The sequence below is a fragment of the Rhodococcus sp. NPDC060176 genome, from assembly GCF_042728675.1.
Taxonomy (GTDB): Bacteria; Actinomycetota; Actinomycetes; order Mycobacteriales; family Mycobacteriaceae; genus Rhodococcus_F.
This window is the reverse complement of sequence record NZ_JBHWYS010000005.1, coordinates 331,288-345,044: the sequence shown is the minus strand read 5'-3', so window position 1 is coordinate 345,044 and position 13,757 is coordinate 331,288. Positions and strand designations below refer to the sequence as shown.

15 protein-coding genes are annotated in these 13,757 nt (G+C 63.1%); 7 read left to right on the top strand and 8 right to left on the bottom strand.

The window, feature by feature from the left end; translation table 11 throughout:
* The first annotated feature begins 269 nt into the window (after nt 1–269).
* Complete coding sequence (locus ACFWEM_RS24190) at nt 270–1,325, top strand: ferredoxin--NADP reductase (protein WP_003941851.1); 1,056 nt, start codon at nt 270–272, stop codon at nt 1,323–1,325.
* On the opposite strand, the gene ACFWEM_RS24185 is transcribed toward ACFWEM_RS24190, so the two are convergent.
* Both ACFWEM_RS24185 and ACFWEM_RS24180 read right to left on the bottom strand, forming a co-directional pair.
* A complete protein-coding gene (locus ACFWEM_RS24185; RefSeq protein ID WP_378537716.1) occupies nt 1,297–2,613 on the bottom strand; it encodes a glycosyltransferase 87 family protein in 1,317 nt (438 codons plus the stop codon). The two genes, ACFWEM_RS24190 and ACFWEM_RS24185, sit on opposite strands and share 29 nt — an antisense overlap.
* A gap of 38 nt (nt 2,614–2,651) precedes the next feature.
* A complete protein-coding gene (locus ACFWEM_RS24180; protein ID WP_378537714.1) occupies nt 2,652–3,389 on the bottom strand; it encodes a DNA alkylation repair protein in 738 nt (245 codons plus the stop codon).
* Nucleotides 3,390–3,748: 359 nt separating this feature from the next.
* Between ACFWEM_RS24180 and ACFWEM_RS24175 the strand changes: the two genes are divergently transcribed.
* Nucleotides 3,749–4,117, top strand: a complete 369-nt coding sequence (locus ACFWEM_RS24175; RefSeq protein ID WP_378537707.1) for an SPW repeat protein — start codon at nt 3,749–3,751, stop codon at nt 4,115–4,117.
* A 33-nt stretch (nt 4,118–4,150) separates the two neighbouring features.
* Here ACFWEM_RS24175 and ACFWEM_RS24170 read toward each other — a convergent pair whose 3' ends face one another.
* Both ACFWEM_RS24170 and ACFWEM_RS24165 read right to left on the bottom strand, forming a co-directional pair.
* Nucleotides 4,151–4,915 (bottom strand): glutamate racemase, encoded by a 765-nt coding sequence (locus ACFWEM_RS24170; protein ID WP_378447216.1) that lies wholly within the window; start codon nt 4,913–4,915, stop codon nt 4,151–4,153.
* Between the two features lie 42 nt (nt 4,916–4,957).
* Nucleotides 4,958–6,193 carry an NAD(P)/FAD-dependent oxidoreductase gene (locus ACFWEM_RS24165; protein ID WP_378537695.1) on the bottom strand — a complete coding sequence of 412 codons (1,236 nt, stop codon included), beginning with the start codon at nt 6,191–6,193 and terminating at the stop codon, nt 4,958–4,960.
* Nucleotides 6,194–6,320: 127 nt separating this feature from the next.
* Between ACFWEM_RS24165 and ACFWEM_RS24160 the strand changes: the two genes are divergently transcribed.
* The 5 genes from ACFWEM_RS24160 to ACFWEM_RS24140 are packed head-to-tail and all read left to right on the top strand — an operon-like array spanning nt 6,321 to nt 8,882.
* A complete protein-coding gene (locus tag ACFWEM_RS24160) occupies nt 6,321–6,788 on the top strand; it encodes an Asp23/Gls24 family envelope stress response protein (protein ID WP_003941912.1) in 468 nt (155 codons plus the stop codon).
* The gene (locus ACFWEM_RS24155) at nt 6,785–7,162 is read left to right on the top strand and encodes a hypothetical protein (protein WP_378537693.1); all 378 of its coding nucleotides are present in this window, start codon (nt 6,785–6,787) and stop codon (nt 7,160–7,162) included. The genes ACFWEM_RS24160 and ACFWEM_RS24155 overlap by 4 nt, the downstream gene beginning before the upstream one ends.
* Before the next feature lies 1 nt (nt 7,163).
* Nucleotides 7,164–7,343 carry a hypothetical protein gene (locus tag ACFWEM_RS24150; RefSeq protein WP_003942043.1) on the top strand — a complete coding sequence of 60 codons (180 nt, stop codon included), beginning with the start codon at nt 7,164–7,166 and terminating at the stop codon, nt 7,341–7,343.
* Nucleotides 7,336–8,322, top strand: a complete 987-nt coding sequence (locus ACFWEM_RS24145) for a DUF6286 domain-containing protein (protein WP_378537691.1) — start codon at nt 7,336–7,338, stop codon at nt 8,320–8,322. The genes ACFWEM_RS24150 and ACFWEM_RS24145 overlap by 8 nt, the downstream gene beginning before the upstream one ends.
* The gene (locus ACFWEM_RS24140) at nt 8,319–8,882 is read left to right on the top strand and encodes a hypothetical protein (RefSeq protein WP_378537689.1); all 564 of its coding nucleotides are present in this window, start codon (nt 8,319–8,321) and stop codon (nt 8,880–8,882) included. The genes ACFWEM_RS24145 and ACFWEM_RS24140 overlap by 4 nt, the downstream gene beginning before the upstream one ends.
* A 93-nt stretch (nt 8,883–8,975) precedes the next feature.
* On the opposite strand, the gene tuf is transcribed toward ACFWEM_RS24140, so the two are convergent.
* The 4 genes from tuf to rpsL all read right to left on the bottom strand — a co-directional run bounded on the left by tuf (nt 8,976) and on the right by rpsL (nt 13,441).
* Complete coding sequence (tuf, locus tag ACFWEM_RS24135; protein ID WP_019744283.1) at nt 8,976–10,166, bottom strand: elongation factor Tu; 1,191 nt, start codon at nt 10,164–10,166, stop codon at nt 8,976–8,978.
* A gap of 126 nt (nt 10,167–10,292) precedes the next feature.
* Nucleotides 10,293–12,395: an elongation factor G gene (gene fusA, locus ACFWEM_RS24130; RefSeq protein WP_378447211.1), complete on the bottom strand. Its 2,103-nt coding sequence runs from the start codon at nt 12,393–12,395 to the stop codon at nt 10,293–10,295.
* 201 nt (nt 12,396–12,596) lie between these two features.
* Nucleotides 12,597–13,067, bottom strand: coding sequence for a 30S ribosomal protein S7 (gene rpsG / locus ACFWEM_RS24125; protein WP_003941856.1), 471 nt, complete (start codon nt 13,065–13,067; stop codon nt 12,597–12,599).
* Nucleotides 13,067–13,441: a 30S ribosomal protein S12 gene (rpsL, locus tag ACFWEM_RS24120; protein ID WP_003941908.1), complete on the bottom strand. Its 375-nt coding sequence runs from the start codon at nt 13,439–13,441 to the stop codon at nt 13,067–13,069. Before rpsL ends, rpsG begins: the two co-directional genes overlap by 1 nt.
* Nucleotides 13,442–13,757: the final 316 nt, after the last annotated feature.

The window sequence follows — 13,757 nt, the reverse complement described above, 5'->3', positions numbered from 1 at the left end:
ACCGACAAACAGCCCCTGCACAGGCTTCGGCAGCTCAACCGCCCGGACGCCGCCCGCGAACCGCCCGTTCGGGCAGGTCGGCCCCGCCCCGGACTGCCAGGACGGCCCGATCAGACCGAGGTGGTTCCCGCTGATCGGGAACGTGTTGCTCGGCGACTACGATCCCCAGTAGCTTTTCATCACTGCTAACATTGAACTAGAACACGTTCTAGATGTTGCACTTCACTGACCTGCGCTTTACCCAGCTTCACGAGAGGACTAGCTTCGCGATGACGACAGTCGAGGTACCGCACAGCTCGCGATCGGCGGTACTCACCGTGTCCGGAGTCATCGAAGAGACTTCCGACGCCCGGTCGCTGGTGTTCGAAATTCCCGCAGAACTGAAGGACAAGTTCGACTACAAGCCCGGTCAATTCCTGACCCTGCGCATCCCGAGCGATCAGACCGGCTCGGTTGCTCGCTGCTACTCCCTGGCCAGTTCGCCCTTCACCGACGACGCCCCCAAGGTGACCGTCAAGCGAACCGTCGACGGCTACGGCTCCAACTGGCTGTGCGACAAGCTCCAGGTCGGCGACACCATCGAAGTGCTGCCGCCGTCAGGTGTCTTCACGCCCAAGTCGCTCGATCACGACTTCCTGCTCTTCGGTGCGGGCAGCGGGATCACTCCGGTGATCTCGATCCTCAAGTCCGCCCTCACGCAGGGCAGCGGCAATGTCGTGCTGATCTACGCGAACCGCGACGAGAAGTCCGTCATCTTCGGCGCCGAACTTCGCGAGCTGGCAGCGCAACACCCCGGCCGCCTCACCGTGGTCCACTGGATCGAAACCGTGCAGGGACTCCCCGCTGTCTCACAGTTGGCGACGCTCGCCAAGCCTTTTGTCGCGTACGAGGCCTTCATGTGCGGTCCCGGCCCCTTCATGGACGCCGTCCACAAGGCACTGGCAGAAGCGGGCATGCCCCGCACGCAGGTTCACGCCGAGGTCTTCAATTCACTCGCCGGCGACCCGTTCCGTGACGTCGAGGTAGCCGAGGTCTCCGACGAGGAAGCTGCCGACGCCGCAACCGTCGAGGTCGAACTGGACGGTGAAACCCACACCCTCGTCTGGCCGCGCAAGCAGACGCTCGTCGACATCATGCTCGCCAAGGGCCTCGACGTACCGTATTCCTGCCAGGAAGGTGAGTGTGGCTCGTGTGCCTGCACCGTCACCGAAGGCGAAGTTCAGATGGACAATTCCGAAATCCTCGACGCCGAGGACGTGGCGAACGGTTACATTCTCGGTTGCCAGGCAAAGCCGATCACCGATCACCTGAAGATCGAGTTCTAAGCCCTGCTTCCACGCATGACGGCCTCTGATTCCCTGCGGAATCGGGGGCTTTGTCATGTTCCGAGTCATCTCCTGAGCCGTCTGATCCACACTCCGAAACCCACTCCGGCGCCGTTGTGGGCAACCGCCACAGCGCAAGAATCAGTACCACGGTCACGATCAGGAAGCCCTCCCGCAGGACCAACCCCAACGGCAGCAGGAGCGGCGACGTCTCGATGAACTGCTGCCCCATACTCGGCCCGCAGTAGACGAGCGCCAACCCCAGTGCTGCGGCACCGAACTGCAGGGGCGATCGAAGCCGAAAGAGAATCGTGACTGCAGCGGGCACGAGATACACCCAGTGGTGTATCCAGCTGATCGGCGACAAGATCGGCGCACTCAATCCGATCACCAACGCCGCATCAACCGCACGCCCGACGCGATAGACATCTCGGGCGACCCAGAGCGCTGCCGCCGCGCACAGCACGGTCAACGGCATCGCCAGCGCCGCCGTCCAGGTGCCCAGGGCCGCAAGCCCACCCTGCAGCGAACTGTTGCCGGCACTCGCGATCGCCTGCCCGCTCAAGTCCACCCGATCACTGAGATTCCAGACGACGTCCGACCAGAAGGTCCAGCTGACGGCCGGGTCGACCAGTACTGCGACGGCCGTCGACGCGGCAAATCCGATCGAACTCCAGATCGCGAGCCGCCACTGCTTCGTCACGACGAAGTAGACGACGAACAGAGCGGGCGTCAGCTTGATCGCAGCCGCGACGCCGATCAGAAGTCCTCGCGGGATCCATCGGCCGAATCTCGAATCCTCCCGGCGGGTCACGTCGAACAGGACGAGCACCATCAGCACCAGGTTCACCTGGCCGAAGGAGATGTGTGCACTGACGATGGGCGTCACCGACACGGCCAGGACCAATGCCGCCATGACCAGGGGCCGCTTCGGGACGCGCGCGGGAGTGAACCTTGCGACCGTCCACACGACGGCCGCGATGCACAACCCCGACCACAGCAGATAGGCAGTCCACCAGTCGAAGAGAACAGTCGGCCAGAGGAAGATCACCGCGAACGGGGTGTAGGTGAACGGCATGCCCTCGTCGACGATCAACGGGCCGACAAGATTGCTCTCGTAGATGTTCGAGCCTGCGGCAAATGCCTGGGCGGCATAGCGGTAGACGAGAAAATCAACGGGTTCGACGGCTCGAACGGAGTACACGAGATAACACAGAGCTGCGACGCCGGCAGCGATCAGTGAACCGATCGTCACAATTCGAGACGCCTCGACACGGATGGCGGGCATACCGAGAATCGTCCCACAACCTACCGAGCGGTAGTCGTCTAGCGGGCTGCTCGGAAGTGCGCTCGCTCGTCTGCGGTCAGGTGTTCGCACGCGTAGCTCAGCGCCGTGCGTCCCATGTCTGCTGCATTCTCAGTAAGGAAGCCGGTCAACAAATCCCGATCCACCCGCTTGCCCACCTCGCGGAGCATCCAGCCCATCGCTTTCTGGGTCAGGTCCCGTCGATCACCCAGCACCTGTGCGGCAAGTTCGAGCGTGGTCGACGCGTCACCGCGCGTGATGAAGCCGTACGTCGTCAGCAGCGCCACCCGTCGTCGCCACAGGTCACCCGAATCGGAAAGCTCGAAGATCAGCCGGCGATCTCGGTCGTACAGCCAGCCGCCGAGAATCTGGCCGGCCGACGAATCCACGAGATCCCAATTGTTCACCCGCCCGTCCTCGACAGCGGTGAGATAGAAGTCGGCGATGCGGGCGCGACTCTCGTCGTCGAAAAATTTTAGGCGACTGACTTTTTCGAACTGAGCGGCCAGGATCAGCAGCCCGGCCAACCGGTGCTCGTGAACGTCGCTGTCGAGAAGGAGGCGTATCTGAGGCAACGCGAGGCCCACATGCTTCTTCACCACCGAACGCGTCTTCGGCACTCGCACTCCGATGAAGACGTCACCCTCGCCGTACTCCCCCGGCCCCGTCTTGAAGAACCGTTGAAGGTGGACGGCATCTGCGGGATCCGCGAGATCGGCCAATTGCTCGATCACGTCCTGGGCACTCGATTGCGTCACCCCAGAACCTTCTCACGGGTCGCCCGTGCTGACTCTTCGATTCTCAGCGTGCTCACACCGTGTGCCCTGCTCGGCCACAGGTCGGCAGACGACACTCGAGGACAGTCAGTGAAAGGACCACCCATGATCACCGCCGCTATCGCATTCACCACTCTCACCCTCATGGCACTCTCGGGACATATCGCGGCAAGCGCGCCGCGTGGGCTCGTGGTAATCCGGACGAATGGTCACAAATCTTGATATTCGAGCCCCCGTATCGACCCTAACTGCAACGCGAATGCAATTGGCGGAGAGTTGATCTCGATCTTCCGCGGGCGTGTACTACAGGTGGACACACTCTCGTCTTTGGAGGTCTCGTCATGAAGTCGTGGAATCGAATGCAAGATGCCGTCGCGGTGGTTCTCGGCGTCTTTGCGGCTCTCTCGCCGATGTGGCTCGACACCACCGATCGGGCAATGTGGTCACTCGTCGTCCTGGGTGTCCTGGTTGCACTGTCGGGTCTGGCGCACATGGCACGTCCGGACCTGGCCATGGCGGATTACGCGATGGGCGTTTTCGGCGTCTTGATGTTCATTTCACCCTGGGTCATGAACTTCGACGCTCTGCGCGGTGCGTCGTGGACAGCCTGGGTGGTCGGGGCCTTGACAGTTGTGGTCGCGGTGAGTGCGATGCCGGTGATGAGTGCGCGGATGCATCACGGGGGTCACGGCGGCGTAGCTGCCCATTGACAGAGCCGCTGGATCAGGGACAGAGCTGCTGAATCAGGCTTTGATCGCGCCCAACAATCGCCCGGCGTCGAAGGCTTCGGCGCTGGGCGGTAGCGCGCCCGGCCTCCCGCTCACAAATACCTCGACGGTTCCCGATCCCACGCCCGCGGCGCCGAGCCCGTCGATCCGCCGCAAAGTCTGTCGTGCAACGGCTTCCGCGCTGTCGAAGAGCGTAACGCCCGCCGGCAACCGCGCTGCGATTTCGTCGGCGAGCAGTGGGTAGTGGGTGCACCCGAGGACAACGCCGCTGACGTCGTCCGGCGTCCGGGCAACCGCGGAATCGATGGCAGCAAGTGCGGCTGCGCGATCACCGAGATCTATCGAATCGGCCAGGCCGTGGCACGGCACCCCGACGACCTTGGCGCCGTTGCCGAACTGCTCGATCAGATCGGCTTGGTACCGGCTGGCAGTTGTAGCGGCGGTCGCCCAGATCGCCACCGAATCGCACGCGGCGGCAGCGGGCTTGATCGCGGGCACGGTTCCGATGACGGGCACTTGCGGTCCGACGAGTTCGCGGACGTGCGGCAGCGCTGTGACGCTGGCGGTATTGCATGGGAGAACGATGACCTGAGCTCCACGATCGAGGCTCCGCCGCACCGCACCGAGGACCCGGTCGATGACCCACGGCTCTGGCTTGGGCCCCCAGGGGGCGCCGTCCGGATCCAGGGACAGCACCAGATCGAGATCCGGGCGCAGGCGTCTGAGCCACGCAGAGGTAGGGAGCAGGCCCAGCCCCGAGTCGATGAGTGCAACGATCACCGCACAAATCTATCGTCTCGGAACCGGTCCTGCCTCATCCGTTCAGGCTGGCGTGGACTCCAACACGTCCGAGATGGGCGTGCCGGCCGCGATCTTTGCACGCATCTTCATCACGGCTCCCGCGCTACCTCCGCCGACGACAGCGGCCAACACACCGTCGCGCTCGTAGTAGGCGACGAACTTGCGGCCGTCGTCCTTGACGATGTGAACGGTGTCCGTGGGTGCGACGGTCCCCAGAGCCTGGATCTTGACGTCGTACTGATCGCTCCAGAAGTACGGAACCTGCGCCGGCGCATCCGGATCACCCGTGCCGGTGATCGCACCTGCCAGGATCTTGGCCTGATCTCCCGCGTTGGTCCAGTGTTCGACACGCTTGCGTCGATCACCGATCTGCCAGGACGCGACGTCGCCGACCGCCCAGACGTGTTCGGTGCTGGTGCGGCCGACGCCGTCGCAGAGCACTCCGTTGTCGAGTTCGATCCCCGAACCGTCGAGCCAGCCCGTGACAGGCACCGAACCGACTCCGATCGCCACCACGTCGACCGGGATCTCCGAACCGTCGCTCAAGGTCGCGGCCGTAACCGCTTCCTCACCGGACAGCGAGGTCAAGCCGGTGCCGACGCGGACGTCGATACCCTCGTTCCGGTGTAGACGTTCGACGAGAGCGCCGACGACAGGGCCCAGCACCGATGCCAGCGGTGTCGGTCGGGGTTCGAGCAGGACGACGTCGACGCCGTGAGACTTCATGCTCGCGGCCAGTTCACAACCGATGAAGCCTGCCCCGACGATCAGCGCGCGCTTGCCGGGAGCCAAGTCGGCGCGAAGGGCCAACGCCTCCTCGATGGAGCGCAGAACGTGCACTCCGGACAGCTCCGGAAGGCCGGCGATCCGACGCGGAGTCAGTCCGGTCGCGATGATCAACTCGTCGTAGTCCAGGGTGGATCCGTCGGCGAACGCCACGGACTTGGCAGCAGTGTCCACCGAGGTTGCCGGCGAACCGAGCTTGAGGTCCACCTTGTTCTCTACGTAGAACTCGGCCGGGCGCAGCGTTGTCTCGTCCTTGTCACCGCGGATCACTTCCTTCGACAACGGAGGCCTGTCGTAAGGCAGATGCGTTTCCCCACCGGCGAGCGTCAACTCGCCGTCGAAACCCGCTCGTCGTAGTTCCTCGACGGTCCGCAGTCCCGACAAACCCGCACCCACGATCACTATCCGTGCCACCACGTACCACCCTGTCCGACCCACGTCACTTGCAGCGTCCGCTATGAACGCCGTCACTATTTGCCTCCGACTCTGCCATACGAAATGCCGGAGTAGGTGTGGTGCATCCCGCATGGCCACCGACCAGTCACTACAGTTGTAAGTACTTCAGACGCACGCACTGACACATGAGCAGGGAGCCCCCATGACCAGCGATTCCAGTGAAAAGAACAGCGTCCGATTCGGCGCCGACGGTGGCGCGGAACTAGTCAGCACCCAGGGCAAGACGATCATCGCCGACGCCGTGGTCGCCAAGATCGCCGGTATCGCGACCCGCGAGATCAACGGTGTGTACGACGTCGGCGGGGGCACAGCGCGTGCGGTGGGGGCACTTCGCGACCGCATACCGGGCGCCCGCGTCAACCATGCCCAGGGCGTGGCGGTGGAGGTGGGCGAGAAACAAGCCGCCATCGACATCGGAATCGTCGCCGAGTACGGCGTCGCACTCCACGAACTGGCGGTAGGGATCCGCCGAAACGTCATTGCCGCAGTCGAAAGCATGACGGGTCTCGAGGTCACCGAGGTCAACATCACCGTCTTCGACGTCATGCTCTTCGAGGATGCCGAGAGCGGCGGCAGTACCGATCCGGAAGCCAAGCCGAGGGTTCAGTGAGTACCGCCGACGCCGGCCGCGAGATCGACGCGGCCGAGGTTGTCGCCGACGCCGTTCTTGCGATCCCGGAAGTGGCAGATTTGCACGGCGGGCAGTTCGGTGAGGTGGGAACCTACCTACCAGGGCGCCGAATCACCGGCGTCGTCGTCGACGAAAACTCCTGTGCGGTACATATTTCCGTTCACTACCCGGCCGACGTTCGCAGCGTCGCCGAACGCGTCCGAGTTGTGGTGGCGCAGTTGGTCGACGTACCGGTCGACGTCACCGTCGGAGACCTGTCGACAGCGGGGTACCTGCCGGATATCTCCGAGAATGTAGTCACCGAGCCTTCCAGCGTCACCGACATTGCACCGAACATTCGAGAAGGGAACTGACATGAACAGCACCACCGTCGGACTGCTGGTCGGTCTGCTCCTCGCGCTCGCCGGAATCATGGGTGGATTCAGCGGATTCGTCTTCGCAGTCCTGCTCGGCGCCGCCGGTATGGCGATTGGAGCACACCGCGACGGACATCTCGATCTCGGCGCGATCCTTCGAAGCCGTGGCCGTGGCTGAGCCAGTTGATTCGAGCGCGGCAGACGATCCCGGCCTACGCGGTTCGCTGGTCATCAAGGACCGGGCGATGGCCAAGATCGCCACGGCCGCAGCGGTAAACGTCCCGGGAGTGGTCCGCCAGTCCGGCGGTTTGACCCGCTTGACCGGACGCGACCTTCCGCGAGCCGACATCTCGATGGGCAGCGACGCCGTCGCCATCAACCTCTTCCTCGCCGTGTCCTGGCCGTGTTCGGTCACCGAACTGACCGGGCGCGTGCGAGCGGAAGTCGGACGCAGCGTCGAGTCGCTGACCGGCCTGCCCCTCCACGACATGAACGTTATGATCGCGGCAACCGAGGGCACCGACGATTCTTGCGTTTCCGGCGTCGAGATCGCGGAAGACCCTGCACAGGAGGCGCTCTCGGATCCGATTCCACCGCGAGTTCCCTCCGCGAACCCGGCCGCCGCGGTCTCTGCCGTCGTGATCGCCTGCGGCCTGCTCGCGCTCGCGTTCGTGGTCTCCCGCGAATGGTTCATCAACCGTGGAACTTTCGAATCGGCACCCTGGATCCGAAACTCCGTGGAATGGACGTCGCGTCTGCACTGGCAACCGTGGCTCCTTCCGGCGGCAATCGCCGCCGTCGTCGCGGGCGTGGTCCTGATCATGTCGGCGGCCAAACGCCGCGCTAAAACCCATGTCCCACTGGGCAACCCGAGTGCATCGACGGTATGGATGCGACCGACGGACATCGCACGTCTGTGCAGTAGCCACGCAGCGATCGTTCCCGGCGTCGGCTCGGCCCACACCAGCGTCGACCGCAAACACGTCAAAGTCCACGTCGAATCCACCGGTGGCGATCGCACCCAACTTGCCGCAGCCGTCGACGAAGCCGTTCGGCCTCACCTTGCGATACTGCAGCAGCCACTGCAACTTTCGGTGGTCGTGAGAGAAGCTGCCGCACGACGAGAAGCCGCAGTCCGACGAAAGGACGCCTCGTGAACCGTTGGATCTCCGCGGTCGATCGGACCATCGTCCTCATTGTCGGAATCGCGCTGCTTGCGGCCGGCGCATACGCCATCGCGTGGGACGCGGGTGCCTCGCTTATTCGAACCTGGGTGTCACGTCTTGATCGGGAAGTCCTCTTCGGCCTTCCGGAGCAGCCGTGGTGGCACTGGGTCCTCTCTGGCACCTTTGTTCTCTGCGTCGTCACCGGTTTCGGGCTTTTATACCTGAACCTTCGCCGGCGCCGAACGAGCGCAGTCACATTGCGGCACAACGAATCCGGTACCGACGTCAGCGTGGATCTCGGGCCCGTTGCCGACGGTGTAGCTGCCGAACTCGCCCAGCTGAGCGGCGTGCGAAGCACCAGGAGCAAAGCGACGATCGATCGCGGCCTGCCGACGCTGTCGATTGTCGTCACCGCAGATCCGGCGATCGACGTCGCCGGATTCACCGCTTCGGCCGAACGCATCGCCGGCGCAACCAGGCGAAGCCTCGACGGCTCACCCGTGGCGGTGCAGGTTCTGTTGCATCTCGACCGGGTCGAAGCCACCAAGTAGGTAAGAAGCAAACAGACACAGAAAAGGCGCTCACTCCCCGAAGGGAATGAGCGCCTTTTCTAGTGCTGTGAATCAGCTAGCGAGACGAGAGTCTCACTTGATGATCTTGGCAACCTTGCCGGCGCCGACCGTACGGCCACCTTCGCGAATTGCGAAGCGCAGGCCCTCGTCCATGGCGACAGGCTGGATGAGCTTGACGGACATCTCGGTGTTGTCACCGGGCATGACCATCTCGGTGCCCTCAGGCAGCGTCACGACGCCCGTAACGTCCGTGGTACGGAAGTAGAACTGCGGGCGGTAGTTGTTGAAGAACGGGGTGTGGCGGCCGCCCTCGTCCTTCGACAGGATGTATGCCTGGCCCTCGAACTCCGTGTGGGGAGTCGTGGTGCCCGGCTTGACGACAACCTGTCCACGCTCGACATCTTCGCGCTTGATGCCACGAACGAGCAGTCCGACGTTGTCGCCGGCCTGGCCCGAGTCGAGCAGCTTGCGGAACATTTCGATACCCGTGACGGTGGTCTTGGTGGAGGTCTCCTTGATGCCGACGATCTCCACCTCCTCGTTCACGTTGACCGAGCCGCGCTCGATACGACCGGTGACAACGGTGCCACGGCCGGTGATCGTGAAGACATCCTCGACAGGCATGAGGAAGGGCTTGTCCGTCTCGCGGACCGGGTCCGGGATGGACTCGTCGACAGCAGCCATCAGGTCGAGAATGGACTGCGTCCACTTCGGGTCACCCTCGAGTGCCTTGAGTGCCGAGATCGGAATGACGGGGGCTTCCTCGTCGAATTCCTGAGCGGCCAGCAGTTCGCGGACCTCCATCTCGACGAGCTCGAGGATCTCGTCGTCGTCAACCATGTCGGCCTTGTTCAGGGCGACGAGGATGTAAGGAACGCCGACCTGGCGAGCGAGCAGGACATGCTCGCGCGTCTGGGGCATCGGGCCATCGGTAGCTGCGACGACGAGGATAGCGCCGTCCATCTGAGCTGCGCCGGTGATCATGTTCTTGATGTAGTCGGCGTGACCCGGTGCATCGACGTGCGCGTAGTGGCGCTTTTCCGTCTGGTACTCAACATGCGAGATGTTGATCGTGATGCCACGAGCCTTTTCCTCGGGAGCCTTGTCGATCTGATCGAAGGCCGAAGCCTCGTTCAGGTCGGGGAATGCATCCGCGAGAACCTTGGTGATGGCCGCCGTCGTCGTGGTCTTGCCGTGGTCGACGTGACCAATGGTGCCGATGTTCACGTGCGGCTTCGTCCGCTCGAACTTCGCCTTCGCCACTTTGTGTCCTCCTGGACTGTTGTTGCTTGCCGTATGCAGCAGTGCGGTTGGTTGTTACTTGGTCGTGCTTCGTGCCGGAAGAAACCGAGGTCGCTTACCGGCGCGGGCTGGGGAGCTTGCTTGCGCTTACTCGCCTGTCGCCTTGGCGATGATTTCCTTCGCAACGTTCACGGGAACCTCTGCGTAGGAATCGAACACCATGGAGAAGTTCGCGCGACCCTGAGTCCTGGACCGCAGGTCACCGATGTAGCCGAACATCTCCGAGAGCGGAACCTGCGCCTTGACGACACGGGCACCACTGCGTTCCTCCATGGCCTGAATCTGGCCACGGCGGGAGTTGAGGTCGCCGATCACGTCGCCCATGTAGTCCTCGGGCGTAGTGACCTCGACAGCCATGATGGGTTCGAGAATGACGGGGCCGGCCTTGCGGGCGGCTTCCTTCAATGCCTGCGAACCGGCAACCTTGAATGCCATTTCCGAGGAGTCGACGTCGTGGTAAGCACCATCGAGCAGCGACAGCTTCAGGTTCACGAGCGGGTAGCCGGCGAGAACACCGTACTGCATCGCGTCCTGCGCGCCGGCATCCACGGAAGGGATGTACTCGCGCGGGATACGACCGCCGGAAACCTTGTTCTCGAACTCGTAGGTAGCACCGTCTTCGCCCACGAAAGGCTCCAGAGCGATGATGACCTTTGCGAACTGGCCCGAGCCACCCGTCTGCTTCTTGTGGGTGTAGTCGTGCTTCTCGACCTTCTTGGTGATGGTCTCGCGGTACGCAACCTGCGGCTTGCCGACGTTGGCCTCGACCTTGAACTCGCGACGCATGCGGTCGACGAGGATGTCGAGGTGGAGCTCGCCCATGCCGCCGATGACGGTCTGACCGGTCTCGTCGTCGAGTTCGACCGAGAAGGTCGGATCCTCTTCGGCCAGCTTCTGGATGGCGACACCCAGCTTTTCCTGGTCGGACTTGGTCTTGGGCTCGATGGAGACCTGGATGACCGGTGCCGGGAAGGACATCGACTCGAGGACGATCGGGTTCGCCTGATCGCACAAGGTGTCACCGGTGGTGGTGTCCTTGAGGCCGATCATTGCGTAGATGTGGCCGGCTACAGCCTCGTCTACCGGGTTCTCCTTGTTGGCGTGCATCTGGAAAAGCTTTCCGATGCGCTCCTTCTTGCCCTTCGTCGCGTTGAGCACCTGCTGGCCCGGATCGAGACGACCCGAGTACACGCGAACGAAGGTCAGCTTGCCGAAGAACGGGTGAGCGGCGATCTTGAAGGCGAGAGCCGCGAACGGCTCGTCCTTGCTCGGCTTGCGAGTGATCTCTACTTCTTCGTCACCGAGCTTGTGACCGACGACCTCGCCGATGTCCAACGGGTTCGGCAGGTAATCGATGACCGCGTCGAGCATGGGCTGAACGCCCTTGTTCTTGAACGCGGAGCCACAGATCACGGGGTAGAGCTGCGAAGCGACCGTCATCTTGCGGATGGCGCCCTTGATCTCCTCGACCGTGAGCTCTTCACCTGCGAAGTACTTCTCCATGAGAGCTTCGTCGGACTCGGCAACGGTTTCGAGCAGCTTCTCGCGGTACTCTGCAGCCTTCTCGGCGAGGTCCGCGGGGATCTCTTCGATGGTCGGCAGTGCACCGGTCGGAACCACGCCGCGCCAGGTGATGGCGCGCATCTCGACCAGGTCGACGACGCCGTCGAAGTCGTCCTCAGCGCCGATGGGCAGCTGGAGAACGAGCGGCTTCGCGCCGAGACGGTCGATGATGGTCTGGACTGTGAAGTAGAAGTCCGCGCCCATCTTGTCCATCTTGTTGACGAAGCAGATACGCGGAACGTCGTACTTGGCAGCCTGACGCCAAACCTGCTCGGACTGCGGCTCGACACCTTCCTTACCGTCGAAGACAGCAACTGCGCCGTCGAGCACGCGCAGCGACCGCTCCACCTCGACCGTGAAGTCGACGTGGCCGGGGGTGTCGATGATGTTGATCTGGTTGTTGTTCCAGAAGCAAGTCACGGCGGCAGACGTGATCGTGATGCCGCGTTCCTTCTCCTGCTCCATCCAGTCCGTCGTCGACGCACCGTCGTGCGTCTCACCGATCTTGTAATTGACACCGGTGTAGAACAGGATGCGCTCGGTGGTGGTGGTCTTGCCGGCATCGATGTGCGCCATGATGCCGATGTTGCGGACCTTGTTCAGGTCAGTCAGCACTTCCTGTGCCACAGGTTTCTTCCCCGCTCGTTGCTTGGTTTTCGGGTGTCGGCCGTATCCGGTGTGTTCCACCGTCAAGGCCATGGTCTTTCAATTATGTCTCTGCCGAGGCGAACCTGGCCACCTGCGTCCGGAAACCGGCGAGATGATCAGGTCGCCAACGGCGACAAGCGTCGGAGCCCCACCCGATGGCAGTTGCTCCGACGCTTTACATCACCAGCGGTAGTGGGCGAATGCCTTGTTGGCTTCGGCCATCTTGTGAGTGTCTTCGCGACGCTTCACAGCTGCACCGAGGCCATTGCTGGCATCGAGGAGCTCGTTGGCGAGACGCTCGACCATGGTCTTCTCACGACGTGCACGCGAGAAGGTGACCAGCCAGCGCAGTGCCAGCGTGGTGGAACGACCGGGACGAACCTCGACCGGCACCTGGTAGGTAGCGCCACCGACGCGGCGGCTACGAACCTCGAGTGCAGGCTTGACGTTGTCCAGGGCGCGCTTGAGGGTGACGACCGGATCGGTGCCGGTCTTCTCGCGTGCCTGCTCGAGAGCCTGGTACACGATTCGCTCTGCGGTGGACTTCTTGCCGTCCAGCAGGATCTTGTTGACGAGCTGCGTCACCAACGGGGAACCGTAAACCGGGTCGTTGATGAGCGGGCGCTTCGGAGCGGGGCCCTTACGTGGCATTAGCTCTTCTCCTTCTTGGCGCCGTAGCGGCTGCGTGCCTGCTTGCGACCCTTGACACCCTGGGTGTCGAGGGAGCCGCGGATGATCTTGTAACGGACACCCGGGAGGTCCTTCACACGACCGCCACGGACGAGCACCATGGAGTGCTCCTGAAGGTTGTGACCTTCGCCGGGGATGTACGCGGTGACCTCGACCGAAGTCGTGAGGCGAACACGTGCGACCTTACGGAGCGCTGAGTTCGGCTTCTTGGGGGTGGTGGTGTACACGCGAGTGCACACGCCACGACGCTGCGGGCTGCCCTTGAGAGCTGCCGTCTTGACCTTGGCGGTCTTGTCGCGGCGACCCTTGCGGACCAGCTGGTTGATGGTTGGCATTTACCGGCTTTCTTGTGACGAACAGACTGCTCGAGCGAACTCGGGCCGTTCGAAAACGTGGCTGTTCTGAAATTAGGGATCTAGCAGTTGGAGCAAGAGAGCTGCTGCTCCTCACCCACCTCAGAGTCTGTACTCAGCACTTTCGCGCCTTGCACCACCCCCGAGGTCGGGCGTGTCGCATACCCCCACACAGGCAGCCGGATGCTCGTTCATCAGCAAAATCTGCTCGAACGCGCGCACGGCAATACCTAGCTAGGCACACAGATCGGCCCGGGCATGCCGGACACGACCCATAACGATACCTGTCGGCGCGCCA